Source organism: Clostridium cuniculi, from assembly GCF_004353185.1.
GTDB classification, from domain to species: Bacteria; Bacillota; Clostridia; order Clostridiales; family Clostridiaceae; genus Clostridium; species Clostridium cuniculi.
Window position 1 is genome coordinate 1 of record NZ_SMUS01000038.1, and the last position, 17,931, is coordinate 17,931.

17 protein-coding genes and 1 riboswitch are annotated in these 17,931 nt (G+C 27.5%); of the genes, 4 read left to right on the forward strand and 13 right to left on the reverse strand.

Annotation, left to right across the window (positions count from 1 at the left end; translation table 11 throughout):
• Window positions 1–56: 56 nt before the first annotated feature.
• Window positions 57–683, forward strand: a complete 627-nt coding sequence (locus EJJ37_RS15970; protein WP_133016482.1) for an NUDIX hydrolase — start codon at window positions 57–59, stop codon at window positions 681–683.
• A gap of 44 nt (window positions 684–727) precedes the next feature.
• Here EJJ37_RS15970 and EJJ37_RS15975 read toward each other — a convergent pair whose 3' ends face one another.
• From EJJ37_RS15975 to EJJ37_RS15990, 4 genes are all read right to left on the reverse strand, one after another.
• Entirely contained in the window at window positions 728–1,708 is a 981-nt protein-coding gene (locus tag EJJ37_RS15975) for a calcium/sodium antiporter (protein WP_133016483.1), read from the reverse strand.
• Window positions 1,709–1,927: 219 nt separating this feature from the next.
• A complete protein-coding gene (helD, locus tag EJJ37_RS15980) occupies window positions 1,928–4,219 on the reverse strand; it encodes an RNA polymerase recycling motor HelD (RefSeq protein ID WP_133016484.1) in 2,292 nt (763 codons plus the stop codon).
• Window positions 4,220–4,483: 264 nt separating this feature from the next.
• On the reverse strand, window positions 4,484–5,839 hold the full coding sequence (locus EJJ37_RS15985) for a PFL family protein (RefSeq protein ID WP_133016485.1): 1,356 nt from the start codon (window positions 5,837–5,839) through the stop codon (window positions 4,484–4,486).
• Window positions 5,840–5,868: 29 nt separating this feature from the next.
• A complete protein-coding gene (locus EJJ37_RS15990; RefSeq protein ID WP_133016486.1) occupies window positions 5,869–6,138 on the reverse strand; it encodes an ACT domain-containing protein in 270 nt (89 codons plus the stop codon).
• 247 nt (window positions 6,139–6,385) lie between these two features.
• Here EJJ37_RS15990 and EJJ37_RS20410 point away from each other — a divergent pair, with 247 nt between their 5' ends.
• Window positions 6,386–6,535 carry a hypothetical protein gene (locus EJJ37_RS20410; RefSeq protein ID WP_166484810.1) on the forward strand — a complete coding sequence of 50 codons (150 nt, stop codon included), beginning with the start codon at window positions 6,386–6,388 and terminating at the stop codon, window positions 6,533–6,535.
• Between the two features lie 17 nt (window positions 6,536–6,552).
• On the opposite strand, the gene EJJ37_RS15995 is transcribed toward EJJ37_RS20410, so the two are convergent.
• On the reverse strand, window positions 6,553–7,791 hold the full coding sequence (locus EJJ37_RS15995; RefSeq protein WP_166484811.1) for a sensor histidine kinase: 1,239 nt from the start codon (window positions 7,789–7,791) through the stop codon (window positions 6,553–6,555).
• 244 nt (window positions 7,792–8,035) lie between these two features.
• On the opposite strand from EJJ37_RS15995, the gene EJJ37_RS16000 reads away from it, so the two are divergent.
• Both EJJ37_RS16000 and EJJ37_RS20415 read left to right on the forward strand, forming a co-directional pair.
• The gene (locus tag EJJ37_RS16000) at window positions 8,036–8,617 is read left to right on the forward strand and encodes an accessory gene regulator B family protein (RefSeq protein WP_166484812.1); all 582 of its coding nucleotides are present in this window, start codon (window positions 8,036–8,038) and stop codon (window positions 8,615–8,617) included.
• Window positions 8,595–8,732: a hypothetical protein gene (locus EJJ37_RS20415; RefSeq protein ID WP_166484813.1), complete on the forward strand. Its 138-nt coding sequence runs from the start codon at window positions 8,595–8,597 to the stop codon at window positions 8,730–8,732. The genes EJJ37_RS16000 and EJJ37_RS20415 overlap by 23 nt, the downstream gene beginning before the upstream one ends.
• Window positions 8,733–9,009: 277 nt before the next feature.
• Here EJJ37_RS20415 and EJJ37_RS16005 read toward each other — a convergent pair whose 3' ends face one another.
• From EJJ37_RS16005 to EJJ37_RS16040, 8 genes are all read right to left on the reverse strand, one after another.
• Entirely contained in the window at window positions 9,010–10,278 is a 1,269-nt protein-coding gene (locus tag EJJ37_RS16005) for a sensor histidine kinase (RefSeq protein ID WP_133016489.1), read from the reverse strand.
• Complete coding sequence (locus EJJ37_RS16010) at window positions 10,278–10,997, reverse strand: LytR/AlgR family response regulator transcription factor (protein WP_166484814.1); 720 nt, start codon at window positions 10,995–10,997, stop codon at window positions 10,278–10,280. Before EJJ37_RS16010 ends, EJJ37_RS16005 begins: the two co-directional genes overlap by 1 nt.
• Window positions 10,998–11,224: 227 nt before the next feature.
• On the reverse strand, window positions 11,225–11,680 hold the full coding sequence (locus tag EJJ37_RS16015; RefSeq protein WP_133016491.1) for an S-ribosylhomocysteine lyase: 456 nt from the start codon (window positions 11,678–11,680) through the stop codon (window positions 11,225–11,227).
• 16 nt (window positions 11,681–11,696) lie between these two features.
• Entirely contained in the window at window positions 11,697–12,584 is an 888-nt protein-coding gene (gene metF, locus EJJ37_RS16020) for a methylenetetrahydrofolate reductase [NAD(P)H] (RefSeq protein WP_133016492.1), read from the reverse strand.
• A gap of 191 nt (window positions 12,585–12,775) precedes the next feature.
• Window positions 12,776–12,950, reverse strand: a riboswitch (SAM riboswitch).
• A gap of 51 nt (window positions 12,951–13,001) precedes the next feature.
• Window positions 13,002–13,955 (reverse strand): MraY family glycosyltransferase, encoded by a 954-nt coding sequence (locus EJJ37_RS16025; protein WP_133016493.1) that lies wholly within the window; start codon window positions 13,953–13,955, stop codon window positions 13,002–13,004.
• A gap of 162 nt (window positions 13,956–14,117) precedes the next feature.
• On the reverse strand, window positions 14,118–14,762 hold the full coding sequence (locus tag EJJ37_RS16030; protein WP_133016494.1) for a V-type ATP synthase subunit D: 645 nt from the start codon (window positions 14,760–14,762) through the stop codon (window positions 14,118–14,120).
• 3 nt (window positions 14,763–14,765) lie between these two features.
• The gene (locus EJJ37_RS16035; RefSeq protein ID WP_133016495.1) at window positions 14,766–16,148 is read right to left on the reverse strand and encodes a V-type ATP synthase subunit B; all 1,383 of its coding nucleotides are present in this window, start codon (window positions 16,146–16,148) and stop codon (window positions 14,766–14,768) included.
• Window positions 16,141–17,916, reverse strand: a complete 1,776-nt coding sequence (locus EJJ37_RS16040; protein ID WP_133016496.1) for a V-type ATP synthase subunit A — start codon at window positions 17,914–17,916, stop codon at window positions 16,141–16,143. The genes EJJ37_RS16035 and EJJ37_RS16040 overlap by 8 nt, the downstream gene beginning before the upstream one ends.
• Window positions 17,917–17,931: the final 15 nt, after the last annotated feature.

Sequence of the window (17,931 nt, forward strand, 5' to 3'; positions counted from 1 at the left end):
TTTTAAGATTATGTATAATGTAATTTTTTTAAGAATATCAATAATTATGTGATTTTATGATTGATAATATAAATAATATTTTTTCAAACTATACTCCTTATATTAATGGGTGGGAAAAATTTAAAAGAGCTTCTGTTACTATTCCACTTGTAAATTATAATAACTCCTTGCATATTTTATTTGAAGTTAGAGCTAAAACCTTACGTACTCAACCAAATGAAGTTTGTTTTCCTGGAGGGAAAATAGAAAATGATGAAAACCCTCTTAATACTGCTATAAGGGAAACTTGTGAAGAAATAGGAATATGTGAAGATAAAATTAAAATTATATCTCCATTAGACATTTTTGTTTCTCCTTTTAATACAATTATCCATCCTTATTTAGTTTTCATTGAAGATATTAACACTATGAAAATTAATGTTGAAGAAGTTGAAAAAGTATTTTTTGTTCCATTGGATTTTTTATTAAATACTAATGTAAATACTTTTATTAATAAGGTTAATATTACTCCCGATGACAATTTTCCTTATGATTTAATTCCTAAAAAGCATAATTATAAATTTTCTACTGGCTCTTACGAAGTTCCTTTTTATATTTATAATGAGTATGTTATTTGGGGAATTACAGCTAAAATTCTTCTTAACTTTTTATCTTATTTAAAGCAAAGAAACTACCACAATTAATATGTGATAGTTTCTTATTTTTATATTAATTGATGGAATATATTTTAATTCCTAATTATTATATAAATCATATAAATTGCATAAAGTACTACTAAAATAATTCCTTCTTTTTTATCAAAACGCTTTTCATCACTTTTGTTTACAAGTATCATAATACCAATTATTAAAGTTACTACAATTAAAAACACAAAATCAAATATTAAATTACTTGATACAGCTATGGGGCTTATAGCTGATGATAATCCTATAATTAATAAAATATTAAATATATTTGAACCTAATATATTTCCAAGGGCAATATCCTCTTCACCTTTAATGGCTGCAACTACAGATGTTACAAGTTCAGGTAATGATGTTCCTATTGCTACTATTGTAAGCCCTACAAGCTTTTCACTCATTCCTAATGAAGTTGCAATAGAAGTTGCTGAATCTACAACAATTTGACCCCCAATAACAATTCCTACAACACCTATAACTAATTTGAATATGCTCTTGAAAACACTTATTTCATTAGTTGATTCTAAAGCTAGCTCTTCTTGTACACTTTCACTTGATGCTTTACCTTTCTTTACAGATAATATTAAATAAGTTATATATGAAATACAACCTATTAATAATACAATCCCATCAAGTCTTGATATGTAATTATCTCTTCCATCTAACAAATTAGTAAAAGTCAAAAGTAGAAGCAATAAAGTTACTAATATATTTATACTAAAATCTCTTTTAACCTCAGATTTCTTAATTGTTAATGCCATTATTATAGTAGTAACTCCAAGTACCATCAACGTATTAAAAAGATTTGAACCTAATACATTTCCTACTGCTATCTCATTACTTCCTTCAAGTGAAGAAATAGCACTTACTGCAAGCTCTGGCGCACTTGTACCTAATGATACTATTGTTAAACCAACTATAACAGAAGGTATTCCTAATTTTTTTGAAATATTAGATGCACCGCTAACAAAAATATCTGCTCCTTTAATTAATAGAAAAAAACCTACTATTAAAAATATATAACTCATTCCCATCCTCCTATTTTTCATCCTAAATCATATATTTTTTTCAAATTCACTAAAATTATTCTAACTTAACTAAGGATAATCTTTCAAATTAATTTTATATATATATTTTATAAATAATCAAGTAAGTTAATAATAGTATTTACACCCCTTATTAACTTACTTGATTTTAATTTTTATATTTTTTAACTTAATAGATTCTATCAATTAATAATTTTATATCTAAGATATTTCAAATTTTATATTCTTAGAAAGTTTTTCTTCTGCAATTATATACTCACTATGAAGTGCTCTAGTTAATGCTACATAAAGTAATCTTTGATTTAATATATTATCTGGATAATTTTTTTCTGTTGGATTATATATTATAGTTCCATCAAACTCTAAACCTTTTGTTAAATAAGCAGGTATTATTATTATATCTGTTTTAGGACTTTCCTTTTCATTTCCTTTAATTAAAGTGAATTCTAAATCAGTATGTTTTTTTAATTCCTTTTCTAAAATCTTACCTTCACTATAAGTTTTAGTTATTATTGCAATACTATGTTTCCCTTTAGAATTAAGCCTCTTTACAATTTCTTCAATCATTCTTACAGACTCTCTTCTTGAAACTGATTTAATTAATTCTGGTTTTTCTCCATGTCTTAATACTGGTTTCGCACTTTTTAAACCCAAACCTTGAGCATTTAATGCTGAATTTGCAAATTCAATTATTTCAACAGTTGAACGATAACTTTGACTTAATGTTATGAAAGTTGCCTTACCCTCAAATACACCATCAGTAATATCTTCCCAAGTTCTAATTCCCTTGTAATGATAAATACCTTGTGCTAAGTCTCCAACTAACGTTAAAGAATTTCCAATAGATAAATTATTAATCAAATAAATTTGAAATGGACTATAATCTTGTGCCTCATCCACTACTATATGTTTGTACTTTGATTTTTCATCAATTCCTTCTAATAACATATATATATACAGAAGTACTGGTAAGTCATCCTCATCTATTATACCTTTTTCATGATTTAATATTGCTTCTGCCTTCATATATTCAGCTAATTCTTCTGGGATTCTATTTCCAGTTGCAATTTCAAAAACTTGATCATCTTTAAATAAGTTAATATAAATATCGCTGCAGGTTATCCCCCTCCAGTTTTTAAAATATTCATTCATTACTTTTTTTGCATCATGTCTAATATATTCTTTAAGGTTATCTCTTTCATTATATATATCTATTAATTTATGTCTTCTTACTTCACCATCATCTAACTCTCTTTTTACTTCTTTAATTTTTATATCCCATTCTCTATCAATTTGAATAATAAGACTTTCGATTCTTTCCTTTAACTTTAATGATAAATATCTCTTAATTTCATCTTTTCGTTTGTTTATAGGATAACTTTGTAAATCCTTTAGATACAACCTCATTATTTCTCTTTTTGAAAATAAAACATAACCTGACATTAAAATATTATCTATTTCTAAAGAACTACTTTCCAATAAAGCTATATACCTATCTATTATAGTCTTAAATATTAAATTTCCTTTAAACTTTGAGACATTTACAATAAATTGTTTTTCTCTCTGATCCTCTATTTCTATAAGTTCCTTAAGCTTATCATCTTTAGTTTTTATTTTGCCTTTTAACTTAAGAGTTTTCATCACAAGTTCTTGAAATGTTGTTTGTTTTACATCATTTGATCCTAAAGTAGGTAAAATATCAGAAATGTAATCTAGAAATAACTTATTTGGTGCTAATACTAATATATCTTTTCCTTCCATCGATTCTCTATATCTATACAAAAGATATGCTAGCCTATGTAATGCAATTGTAGTTTTTCCTGAGCCTGCAGAGCCCTGAACTATTATTGGAAGATTCTTAGGCCATCTTATAATATCATTTTGTTCCTTTTGTATAGTTGCAACTACTTCTTTAAGTTTTTTCCCTCTACTTTCTTCTAGATTTATTTTTAAAAACTCATCAACAAGCTCTGATCCTTCTTCTCCATTAATAATAATTTCATTTGTACTTTCATCAAAAATTTTATCTAAATTATCATCATTAAATAAAAATTTTCTTTTTAAATTTAACTCACCTTCAACTACCCCCATAGGAGCCTTATAATAAGTATCTCCTCCAGTTCCACTATAATAAAGATCTGCTACTGGTGCTCTCCAATCTACCACGATTTCTTCACCATCTACTGTAGATGTTATACCCTTTTTACCTATATAAATCTTTTCTTCAATACCAAGTTTCTCATTAAAATCAACTCTTCCAAAATAAGGGTTCTTTAATGCTTCCTCATAATTTTCTATCTCTTTTTTTAATAAATTATATATTTTTTCTGTATTTTCTTTTTCTTGATCATAACTCCCTTTAGCTTCCTTAGTTAATATTCTTAACTTTTTAGCTATTTCTGCTTGGTATTTTCTTTTTTCTTCAACTTCACTTAATATATCTTTACGCTTTTGCTCAAGAATTTCTTTTTCTAAAGCTAAATTTCCACTCATTATTTTTCATCACGACCAATCTTATTTTTGTATTTTTTTATATAACATTTAATAATAATCTACTGTAAGCAATTTGTACAGTTATAATTATTTATAGTATTACCTTAATTAAACATTTTTATTTTGAATTCCCAAATTTTATTATATATTTTTAGCCTTAATATCACAAATATCAAATTTTATCTAATAAAATAGGGACTCATTAACCATTATTTATTACTTTTTAAATATTGGCTAAGTGTCCCTATATACATATTATTTTATCTAATTTTTAAATGAATGAATCGGTGCTGGTATTCTACCTCCACGTTGAATAAAATCAAATGATGAATATTTATTTATAGGCATTACAGGTGCAGTACCTAATAAACCTCCAAATTCAACTAAATCTCCTACTTTGCATCCTGGAGCCGGAATAATTCTAACTGCTGTAGTTTTATTATTAATAACCCCAATTGCACTTTCATCTGCAATCATAGCAGATAAAGTTTCTGCTGTTGTATCACCTGGTACTGCTATCATATCTAATCCAACTGAACAAATAGCTGTCATAGCTTCAAGCTTTTCTAAATTTAATGAACCATTTAATACAGCATCTATCATACCAGCATCTTCTGAAACTGGAATAAAAGCTCCACTTAATCCACCTACATGACTACAAGCCATTACTCCACCTTTTTTTACTGCATCATTTAAAAGTGCTAAAGCTGCAGTTGTACCATGTGTTCCAACAACCTCAAGTCCCATAGCTTCTAATATATGAGCAACTGAATCTCCAACTGCCGGAGTAGGTGCTAATGATAAATCTACAATTCCAAAAGGTGTATCTAACCTTTTTGCTGCTTCATGTGCAACTAATTGACCTATTCTAGTAATTTTAAAAGCCGTCTTCTTAATAGTTTCAGCAACTACATCAAAACTCTCTCCTTTAACCTTTTCTATAGCTCTTTGTACTACTCCAGGTCCACTAACTCCAACATTTATAACTCTATCAGCTTCTCCAACTCCATGAAAAGCTCCTGCCATAAATGGATTATCTTCAACAGCATTAGCAAATACAACGAGTTTTGCACATCCAAATCCCTTTTTATCTGCTGTTAATTCAGCAGTCTTTTTAATAACTTGTCCCATTTCTTTTACCGCATCCATATTAATTCCACATCTAGTAGATCCAACATTTACAGAAGAACAAACTTTACTAGTTTTAGCTAAAGCCTCTGGTATGGAATTAATAAGAATTCTATCTCCCTTGGTGTAGCCCTTATGTACTAAAGCTGAAAAACCACCTATAAAATCTATTCCTAATTCATGTGCTGCTTTATCTAATGTTTCTGCAAACTTTACGTAATTAGTTTCATTTGTTGCCCCTGCAATTATTGAAATAGGTGTAACTGAAACTCTTTTATTCACTATTGGTACACCAAATTCATTGGCTATTTCATTTCCAACCTTAACTAAATCCTTAGCATAAGTTGTTATTTTATTATATATTTTTTCTCTTGCCTTATCTCCATCACTATCTATACAATCTAAAAGAGAAATTCCCATAGTTATAGTTCTAATATCTAGCTTTTCCTCTTCTATCATTTTTATTGTTTCTAATATATTATTTGCATTCATAATTTTCCTCCATTAAAGACTTAAATATTTTATACAGTATACATAGAGTTAAATATTTCTTCTCTTTGAATCTTAACTTCAACACCTAACTCTTTTCCTTTTATTTCTAAAGTCTTTTTAATTTCTTCAAAATTATTATTGCTTAATTTTAAATCTAACATCATTATCATTGTAAAAAATTCGCCCATTATAGTTTGATTAACATCTAAAATATTAATATTCAATTTTTGAAGTTCACTACTTACTCCTGCTATAATTCCCACTTTATCCTTGCCTATTACTGTTAAAATTGCTTTCATTTTCGATTCCCCCTTACTTTGCTTTAACAAACTTTGTTCATAAATTATATTAATTCTACACTTTGCATCCACATATGTCAATTTAATCCTTTTATATATGTAATAGTTTTTTTATTTTACGGAAAAATATAATTGATAATATTTATTTTTATAATAGTTAAATAGACACACTATAATATAACTTTTAAAAAACTAAATATCAGCTTTATTTTTTTAATCAAATTTTATTTAAAGGATGGTAACTTTTATGAGTAATAATATTAATGTAAAGACTCCAGTAGATTTAGCCAAAATTGGTAACTTTACAAAAAATGCCGTTGAAACCTTTGAAAACGGTATTATAAATGAACATAATTATTTAGAAAAAGTAAATAAAAATCTAAAAAATAAAAAGTAGTATTAAAATACTACTTTTTATATCTCTATACTTACATTAAACATATCTTCTTTCATAGACATGTTAATATTACCTTTATATTTATTAACTATTTTATTTATATTATAAAGTCCATAACCTCTACCCGTTCCTTTGGTTGAAAATCTCACCTTAGATATACTTGGAATCATCTCTTCTGTAAGATTACTAACACTATTACTAACCTCTATTATATATCTTCCATTTTGATATGTTGTAAAAATATCTATGTATTTCTTTTCACTTTTGCTTGCTGATTCAATTGCATTATTTAATAAATTGCTTAATACTACAGTAAGCTCACTATCATCTAATGCTATTCCTTCTAATTGACTATCTATTTCGTACTTACATATTATCTCATTCTTTTCTGCTTGATTTATTTTACTTAATAAAACACCCTTTAGAATAGTATTCTCTATATAAGATAAATTACTTAATAAATTTTTATTTTCAAAAACATTTCCTATGTACTTTTTCGCTCTATCTCTTAGCTCGTCCTCTTTACAAACTTGTATCATACAATATAATATGTTTAAATGATTTTTATATTCATGCTCACTTGCCTTCATTTCATCAAGAAGCTCTTGTATTAATGGATTAATGCTCTGTTTTAACTCTGATTTTTTATTTTCTTTATCGTTCCTATAAAGACTTACAAAGTAAAATGTATTTATAATTATCATAGTCAAAAACAATGCTCCAATTTCCATTATTTCTAAATCTTCTATAAATTTGTTTTGATATAACACTTTAAAAAGTAAAAATATAATAATTAAATTAATAGAAATTAGAAAAACTGAATTATATCTTTCTATAAAATTTTCTAAATTAATTTCTCTAAATCTCATAATTCTATAACTATAATATATAATAGAACTCATTGATACTAAAAGAATTATAAAATATGACCAATATGGTAAATCATTATGTCCAAATATTAGAATTGACATAACCATAACTGCAAGTTCAATAACAATTATTATCATAAGTGATATAATTAATCCAACTATATTAACAATGATATTCTTATTATAAACTTTACTTAAAACAATAAGTAATAATATAAAAATTAAAATAAATGCAGTTATTCCATTTCCATTAACCATTATGAATATTGGTGTTGCTATTAATCCACCTAATATTGATCTAATTATACTTTTTTTTATATTAATATCATTATCAATAAGAATTATGTGATATAACATTAATGCACTTGTGAACTCAATAAAAGTCAATATTGGTACCACCCCCATTTTCCTACATATTTTATCATGTTTTGACATTTTCTAAAAGTATTATTTTTACTTTTTATTAATTATTAGGATAATGATGTGCATATTAAGAAAAATTTATACTTTTTTTTCTTTAATCTTCATTTTCACTTCTTTTTATACTAAATTTAATGAAATTTATGGTTTTAATAGAATTTAAGTGTAATTTATATTATAATTATTACGTAATACTTAAGGAGGTATACTTTTGAGTAATCCATTTATAAAAAAACAATTAGACTTTATAGTGAATACTACAGGAAAAACTGATATATACGAAATAGATAATATTAGATATGGATTAGAAGTGCTATATGGAGAGTTTTTTAAATTAATAATAATGCTCTTCGTTTCATTATTATTAAATAAATTTTTAGCATTTATTCTATTAATAACTTTACTAATTTTAATTAGACCTCTAATAGGCGGAAGTCATGCTAAAACTTATATAGGTTGTATGATTCAAAGTAATATATTATTTATAGCAATATATTACTTGGCATATATTCTTCCTAAAGTTAACGTTTTTATCCATCTAATAATTATAATATTATCTATCATAATTGTTAGAGTTTTTAATCCAGTTAATCCAAAAAGAAAAACTGTTAATACTCATTATAAAAATTTTAAATTTAAGGATATTGTTACAATCGTTCTTATTATTTGGTTTGTTATTTCAACACTATTCTTATCTAACTACTATGTTAAATGTGGTTTATTAATTATTTTATATATAATTATAGATTTTTTTAAGGAGGCTTATAAAAATGAAAAAAAAATTACTATTTAATTTAGCTGCTTTAATGGTTGTAGCTACAGAGTTTACTTCTCAACTTGCAAGAATTCCACAAAGTTTATTCTTCTTGGGTGAACCACAAGAACCATTAAAAAAAATTGAAGAATAAATTTTTATTATCTACACTTATTTTGAGGTATCTCGTAATTTTTTATATTTTACGTTGATTCCTCTTCTTTTTTTTACTTTTCTAACTTTCATATATTATATAAGTAATTATAGCTTAATAAATTTATTTTATAAATATAAACTACTCTAAATTTATCATTAATATTAAATTCAAGTTTTCTTACTAAATATATAAATTAAAACTAAACTTCAAACTATGTAAAAATGAGAATTCAACTTGGAATCCTCATTTTATTATGATATGTTATAAACCTTTTCTACTTTAAAAATTTTATTGTTAAATTGATAATTTCATTTTCTAGTGAAATTTTTATTTTGCCTTTATGTTTCTCTACAATTTCTTTTATATTATATAATCCATATCCTCTTCCTTCTCCTTTAGTTGTATAACCCATTTTAAATATATTATATAAATTTTCATTCTTCATATTTTCAGTATAATTTATAACACTTATTATATAATATTTTTCATCTTCACTAATATCTACTTCCATTTCCTTATTTTTTATCATACTAGTAGCTTCTATTGCATTATTTAATAAATTGCTTAATATTACTGTCAATTCTGAATTATCTAAAGAAATATTTTTTAAATTACTTGTAACTCTATACTTATAAGTAATTCCTAACTTTTCAGCTCTTTGAGCTTTGTTATAAAGCACAGCTTTAACTATTGTATTTTCTACATCAAGCAATTTAGAAAATCCTTCATTATTCTCCACTAAATTGCCTATGTATTCTTTAACTTTATCTCTTACTTCTTCTGGCTTAGAAATTTGTACAATACTCCAAATAGTATTTAAATGATTTTTATATTCATGTTCATTTGCTCTAAGCTTTCCCATTAAATCATTTATTAACGGATTAAAGGAAGTTTTTATTTCATTTTTCTTCTTTTCATTTAGAATATTATATAAAAAAACATAAAAGTAACAATTTACTCCAACTAATATTAATGTTAATATAGCTATTGGAATAACTATATTAGTTTCCATTAATTCATTAGTTAGTAAAACTTTTATAAATAAGAAAAATACAAATAAGTTCAATACTATTATATTTATACTTTTATATTTCGAAAAAAACTCTGATAATCTAATTTTTCTATTTAATCCATTCTTATTTAATAAAAAAATTAAAATACCCATTGTAATTGCAATTAATATACAATATGTCAATGGCTCTATATCAGTATCTCCCATTATTAAATGAACAATAAACATTGTAATTAGCTCAAAAACTGTAACTATTAAAAAACTTACTACTAATTCTATGAAAGTCAATAATGTATCCTTTTTTTCTAACTTACTAACTATAATTGCATTTAAAAATAATACACCAACTAATATTATCAGTTGATCCACATTATATACTTTAACTAAAAGAACATAAAAAACAGTAGTTATAATTGCAATTATTGTTTTAAGTTTGATTTTAAAAAATATATCATCTCTTATTATAATATTATATATTAATAGAAGAGTTAGTATTTCAATTAATGATATAACTATACTTGGCACATCCATTATTCAATCCTCCTTAGAAATGCTTGTCTATATGTGTAACTCAGTAAAACCATATTCTCAGAACCTCTCATTTTAATACTCCATACCTTTTCATAAGTTTTTTCAATTTCTGTTATATATTTTATATTAACAGCAAATGACCTATGTGTTTGGATTATTTCATCATCATTTAAGCTTTTTAAAAGCTTGACTAAAGATGTCCTCTTTACATTGTATACACCACTCACAGTGTGAATATTACAGGATTTATCAATATACTCAATATAAATAATATCATTATGATATAATTTTATAGATATATTAGAATCAATATCTATAAATGAATACTTTCCTTCTTTAATACTCTTCAATGGTGTTGAATTAAAAAAAACATTAACAATATTTATGATATCCTTTTCCTTATATGGTTTTACAATAAAATCATAACAATGAATACTTTTAAATGCTTCGATAATATGTATAAGTTCACCTGTTACAAATACTATTCCAGTTAAAGAATGATTTTCATGTTGTCTTATTTTTTTTGCAAGCTCTAATCCTGATGAATCCTTCAAGTGAATATCAATAAAAAATAAATGTACGTCTTTTTCATTAATTATTTTTAATGCTTCTTTTTTAGACGCAGCTTCATATATCCTAACATCAACAAAGTTTGATTTAATTATAGATGCTAATGCTTCACGTTGAATTTTTTCATCCTCAACCAATAATATATTCATACTTATCCCCCTAAAAATACATATAAATATATTATAGTACAATTTTAGACATTTTACCATATCATTAAGATAATATCATATTTTATTTTAAATATTGATATTTTCCATTAAAATTTTATTAAATTTTATTTAAAATTATTTCCAAAAACAAAGCAAGGTTATGTAATAAAAACACATACCTTGCTATAAATGTTATATTAAATTTTATACACTTAATAACACTCTAACTACTCACCATAGATATTTAAAGAAAAGCCTCTATCTAACGCTTCTTTAGCATATTCTTTAGCACCAAAAAGTGATAAATCTCTATAATTTCCACATTGTATATCATTAGCTGCTGGTATTTCTGTAGCTTTTAAAACTTCTTTTAATGCATTTTCTATTGCAACTTTTATTTCGCTAGCTTCTCTATCTCCAAAAATACTTAAGTAAAAACCTGTTCTGCAACCCATTGGTGATAAGTCAATTATACCTTCTAGGTTATTTCTAAGTTCATATGCCAATAAATGCTCTAATCCATGCATTGCAGCAGTTCCAAAGGCTTCTTTATTAGGTTGTAAAAATCTAATATCAAACTTTGTTACAGAATCTCCTTGTGGACCATTTAATAAACAACATTTTCTTATATATGGTGCTTTAACCTTTCTATGATCTAATTCAAAACTTTCTACTTTATTCATTTTTATCCTCCTAAGCTTATATAACTTTTTTATTATTAATTGAATTTATTATCGTATTTATATTTTCATGTATTCTTCTTGCTACATATTGATTATTCATTGTATATAAATGAATTCCATCTACTCCACTAGAAACCAAATCTACTATTTGCTCAACGGCATATGCAATACCTGCTTCTCTCAAGGCATCTTTATCATGTTCATATCTATTCATTATTTTAATAAACTTCTCTGGAATATGAGCTCCACATAAAGATGCTATTCTTTCTATTTGATTCTTATTTACTACTGGCATAATTCCAGCTTGAATTGGTGATTTAATTCCCAATTTTTCTTTTTGCTCTAACATATTATAAAAATAACTATTGTCAAAAAATAATTGAGAAATAAATTGAGTAGCTCCCATTTCTTCCTTTAACTTCAAATGTAGCATATCTTCTTTAAAATCTCTCCCTTTAACATGTCCCTCTGGATAACATGCTCCCAATATATTAAAGTCTCCTCTATTTTTTATATGAGATATAAGCTCATATGCATAATTAAATTCTCCCTTAGGATCTTGTCCAACAGGAATATCTCCTCTTAAAGCTAATATATTTTCTACACCTTTCATTTTTAAATCATCTAAGATTATATCTATTTCTTCTTTAGTAGATGATATACATGTTAAATGAGCTACTGATTCCACTCCATATTTCTCTTTTACAAGTGAGGAGAGTTCAGTTGTTCTATTATCAGTTAAACTACCACCAGCCCCATAAGTTACACTAATAAAATCCGGTTTTAAATCCTTTAATTCTTCTAAAGTATTATAAACAGTACTAATTGGTGATGTAACCTTTGGTGGAAATATCTCAAAAGAAAATACAAGCTCCTTAGTATTAAATAATTCATTAATTTTCATAAAAATGCCCCCTTAAATTAATTAGTAGTTTTTGTTAATAATTTTTAGATTATTACAATAACTTTATACTAATAACTAAAACTCCCTAATAAATTTTTATTCTTTTTTATATCACTTATTCTTTCTTATAAAACAAAAAAACCTAAAGGATATTTCCCTTAGGTAAAAAAATAACTCTGCCTATAAAAATACCCTTATCTATCAGCTTAAAGCTGTGGAATTAGCACCACGTTCGAACAGTGACAAGTTTCAAGTGACATATGACAAGTTATTAATATTAACTTGCCATTTGTCACTTATCACTTGTCACTTGCAACAGGTTGCCGGGTTTCAACGGGCCAGTCCCTCCACCACTCTTGATAAGACTTTATTACATTATACAAAAATCTTCCTATTTTGTAAATAGCTATTTTAAATTTAAAATTTTATTAATAACAACAATATAGAAATAACACTACATGTTAAACTAATTATACTTATAAAAGTTACTATTTGCGTAGTATTTAACCCTTTTTCCTGAAGTCTATAATGAATTTGACTTCTATCAGCTTGATATATAGGTTTTCCTTCTGAAAATCTCTTAAATATAACAAATATATTATCGAATATTGGAACAGCTAAAGCTAATATTGGTATCATCAAACTCAATATAGTTGCACCTTTAAATGCTCCATCTAAAGCTATTATACTTAAAATAAATCCTAAAAAATTAGCTCCTGAATCACCCATAAATACTTTTGCTGGATATCTATTATAAAACAAAAATGCTAATACTACACCTGCTGTTATAAGTGAAAATAACAATGATGGCGGTTGCCCTAATATTATAGCACTTGCTGCAAAAGTCATTGCTGAAATAAAAGATAAGCCTCCTGCTAAACCATCCATTCCATCTGACCAATTTATTACCGTAGTAACCCCAAAAATCCATGTTATAGTAAGTACAAATTGAACTATAGGTGATAACGTTATGTACTCATCTGTAAATGGATTTTTAAACCCTTGAAAGGAAATTCCAGATTTAAATACAATTACTGCAGCTAAAAGTTGTACTATTAACCTAGGGGTAATAGCAAATTCTTTACCTATACTCTTATAATAATCATCTACTACTCCTATTATTAATATTAATAGTGCACCTATAAATATTCCATATTTTTCATCAAAACTATAATTATGAAAAACAATAAAATATGCTAAAAAGAATCCAACAAACATAGCAATTCCACCACAAAGTGGAGTTTCACCCTTATGTTTCTTTCTCTTAGTCGGTTTATCAGTAAAATTATATTTAAAAGCTAATTTCATAAGTATTGGTGTCAAAATAAATACTGTAGAAAAAGCTATTATTGTCGCTAGTAAATATTTCATTAAGATTCTCCTTAAAATTTATCATAATATGCAATATTATGTATTCTATTAGCATTATACTATTAATTTACTTCATTATCAAACATATAATTTTAAATATATTAAAGAAAAAATTTAAGGGAGTTGCAATAAAGCAACTCCCTTTTGTGATAATGTAAAGATCTATTCTGCTCTTGCGTTAATGATATCTTTAACCTTCATTAATCTAGTTAAAGCTCCTCTTTCATTTTCATCAAGCTTCATTCTAATAAACTTAATTGTTTCTTCTAACTGAGGAATTGTCATATATTCAAGGGCATTAACTCTTCTTCTTGTCTTTTCAATTTCATCAGCCATTAACTGTGTTGATTTTTCAACTTCAGCTAGTTCAAGCAGCTTTGGAAGTATTGATTCTAGCTTTCCTATAGCATCATCTAATTCAGAAGATGTATTAGCAAATCCATATGGGTAAATGCTTCCTTCACTATCTTGTAATTGTCTGTGGAATTTCATTTGTGGAACATTAACACTCATTATGTTTTTTGTTCCTACTTCAACAGATACACTATCTTTCGGATAAGCAACTGCTTCTTCTAAAAATTCAGAACTCATTACAGCACTTGCCATAACGAAATCTTTAAATGAACCTTCTAGTTCAGCTTCTACTGACTTTCTTAATTCATTATTATATTTAACAAGATTAATGAATTGTCTCATTAATTCATCTTGTTTATTTTTAAGAAGCTTATGTCCTCTTGCTGCAGTAGTTAATCTCTTTTTCAGCTTAGATAGCTCCATTCTAGTAGGATTGACATTTAACTTTGCCATATTCTACTCTTCATCTCCCTTTGGCATATACTTTTCAAGATATTCATCTCTGATTCTCTTAAGTTCTGTCTTAGGAAGAATCTTAAGTAATTTCCAACCTATATTTAAAGTTTCTTCTATTGATCTATTAGTTTCAAAACCTTGAGAAACATATTGTTCTTCAAATGCTTCTGCAAATTTAGCAAATTTCTTATCAGTTTCTGATAATGCAGATTCACCTAAGATAGCTGATAATTCTTTAGCTTGCTTACCTTGTGCATAAGCTGAGAATAATTGGTTCATTGTATCAGCATGGTCTTCTCTAGTCTTACCTTTACCAATTCCCTTATCTTTAAGTCTTGAAAGTGATGGTAATACATCTATCGGAGGCATAATCCCTTTCTTGTATAATTCTCTTGAAAGTATTATTTGTCCTTCTGTAATATATCCAGTTAAGTCTGGAATTGGGTGAGTTTTATCTTCTTCAGGCATTGTTAATATTGGAATTTGAGTGATTGAACCACCTCTTCCATTAATTCTACCTGCTCTTTCATATAATGTAGAAAGGTCGGTATATAGGTATCCTGGGTAACCTCTTCTACCTGGAACTTCCTTTCTAGCAGCTGATACTTCTCTTAATGCTTCAGCATAGTTAGTAATATCAGTCATAATAACAAGAACGTGCATATCTTTTTCGTATGCTAAGAATTCAGCAGCAGTTAATGCCATTCTTGGTGTAGCTATTCTTTCGATAGCTGGGTCAGAAGCAAGGTTCATAAATAATACAGCATTATCTATAGCACCAGTCTTCTTAAATTCATCAACGAAGAATTGAGATTCTTCGAATGTTATACCTATAGCAGCAAATACAACAGCAAAGCTAGCATCTGAATTTAAAACAGTCGCTTGTCTTGCAATTTGTGCAGCTAATTGAGCATGTGGTAAACCTGAAGCAGAGAAAACAGGTAACTTTTGTCCTCTAACAAGTGTATTTAATCCATCAATTGCAGATATACCTGTTTGTATAAACTCTGATGGGTAGTTTCTTGATACTGGGTTAATTGCTTCCCCATTTATATCTAATTGCTTTTCTGGTATTATCTTTGGTCCATTATCAATTGGATGACCCATACCATCAAATACTCTACCTAGCATATCTTCTGATACACCAAGTTGAAGTGGCTTTCCTAAAAATTTAGCCTTAGTTCCTTTTAAGTTAATTCCTGATGATCCTTCAAATAATTGAACCATTGCTTTTGTTCCATTAACTTCTAGAACTTTACCTCTTCTTAATTCACCAGTTTGTAATTCAACTTCAACTAGTTCATCATATTTAACACCGCTAACTCCTTCAACAACCATTAAAGGACCAACAACTTCTGTAACTGTTCTATATTCCTTAAGCATTAAGAACTCCTCCTTCGTTGATTAAAGTATCAATGTTAGCTCTTAATTCAGCTGCTATATCATCCATCTTAGCTATATCATCTTCATGGATATATTTACTTCTTGCAATTCTATCTCTTACTTCTAATTCTAAGATTTTATCTAAGTAAACTCCTGCATCTAAAGCTCTTTCAGCTTCTTTTCTGAATAATAATACAAGCTTTAACATTTTATATTGTTTATCTAATGAAGTATAAGTGTCTATTTCATGGAAACCATTTTGTTGTAAATAGTCTTCTCTTATAGACTTAGAAACTTCTAATTTTAATCTATCTTTTTCTGATAATGCATCAATACCAACTAAGCTTACGATTTCTTGAAGTGATGATTCTTCTTGTAATAATGTCATCGCTTCTTGTCTTAATTCAGACCAATCCTCAGCTACAGTTTTATTTAAATATCCATCTACAGTATCAGCATATAATGAATATGAATTAATCCAGTTTATAGCTGGGAAGTGTCTCTTATATGCAAGTTGTGCATCTAATCCCCAGAAAACTTTAACTATTCTTAAAGTTGATTGAGTAACAGGCTCTGAAAGGTCTCCCCCTGGAGGCGATACCGCACCGATTGCTGTAACAGCACCTTGTCTTCCATCTTTACCTAAACAAATAACTTTACCAGCTCTTTCATAGTAATCTGAAAGTCTTGAACCTAGGTATGCTGGATATCCTTCATCCCCTGGCATTTCTTCAAGTCTACCAGACATTTCTCTTAATGCTTCAGCCCATCTTGATGTAGAGTCAGCCATAATTGATACTGAGTATCCCATATCTCTGAAGTATTCAGCAATTGTGATACCTGTGTATATACAAGCTTCTCTGGCAGCAACTGGCATGTTTGAAGTATTAGCTATAAGTACTGTTCTCTTCATTAATGATTCACCAGTTTTAGGGTCCTTAAGTTCTGGGAATTCGTTAAGAACGTCTGTCATTTCGTTACCACGTTCACCGCATCCAACGTAAACAACTATTTCAGAATCTCCCCATTTTGCAATTTGGTGTTGAACAACTGTTTTACCTGCTCCGAAAGGACCTGGTACAGCAGCAGCTCCACCCTTAGCTACTGGGAAGAATGTATCGATAACTCTTTGACCTGTAGTCATAGGAGCTTCTGGCTTTAATTTTTGTGCATAAGGTCTACCTTTTCTAGCAGGCCATTTTTGCATAAGTTGAACTTCTCTATCTCCTTTAGCAGTTTCAACAACACAAACTGTATCTACAACTGTAAAGTCTCCTGATTTAATTTCTTTAACAGTACCTTCAATTCCATATGGAACCATTATTTTGTGTAATACAACAGCTGTTTCTTGAACTGTTCCGATTACATCACCAGCTTCAACTTTATCTCCAACTTTAACTGTAGGATTAAAAGTCCAAACTCTTTCTCTATTTAATGAAGTAACTGATACACCTTTTGTTAAGAATGGTGATTGAGCTACTTTTTCAAATGCATCTAGTGGTCTTTGTATTCCATCGAACATTGACTCTATAAGTCCTGGCCCAAGTTCGATACTTAAAGGTTCTCCTGTTGTAACAACTGGGTCCCCTGGCCCTATTCCTGTAGTTTCTTCGTAAACTTGGATAGATGCCTTATCTCCTCTCATTTCAATGATTTCTCCGATAAGACCTTTTTCTCCAACCTTAACCATATCATAAATATTTGCTTCGTCCATTCCTTCAGCAACAACTAAAGGACCTGCAACCTTGATTATTTTTCCGGTCTTCAACTCTCTAACCTGCCT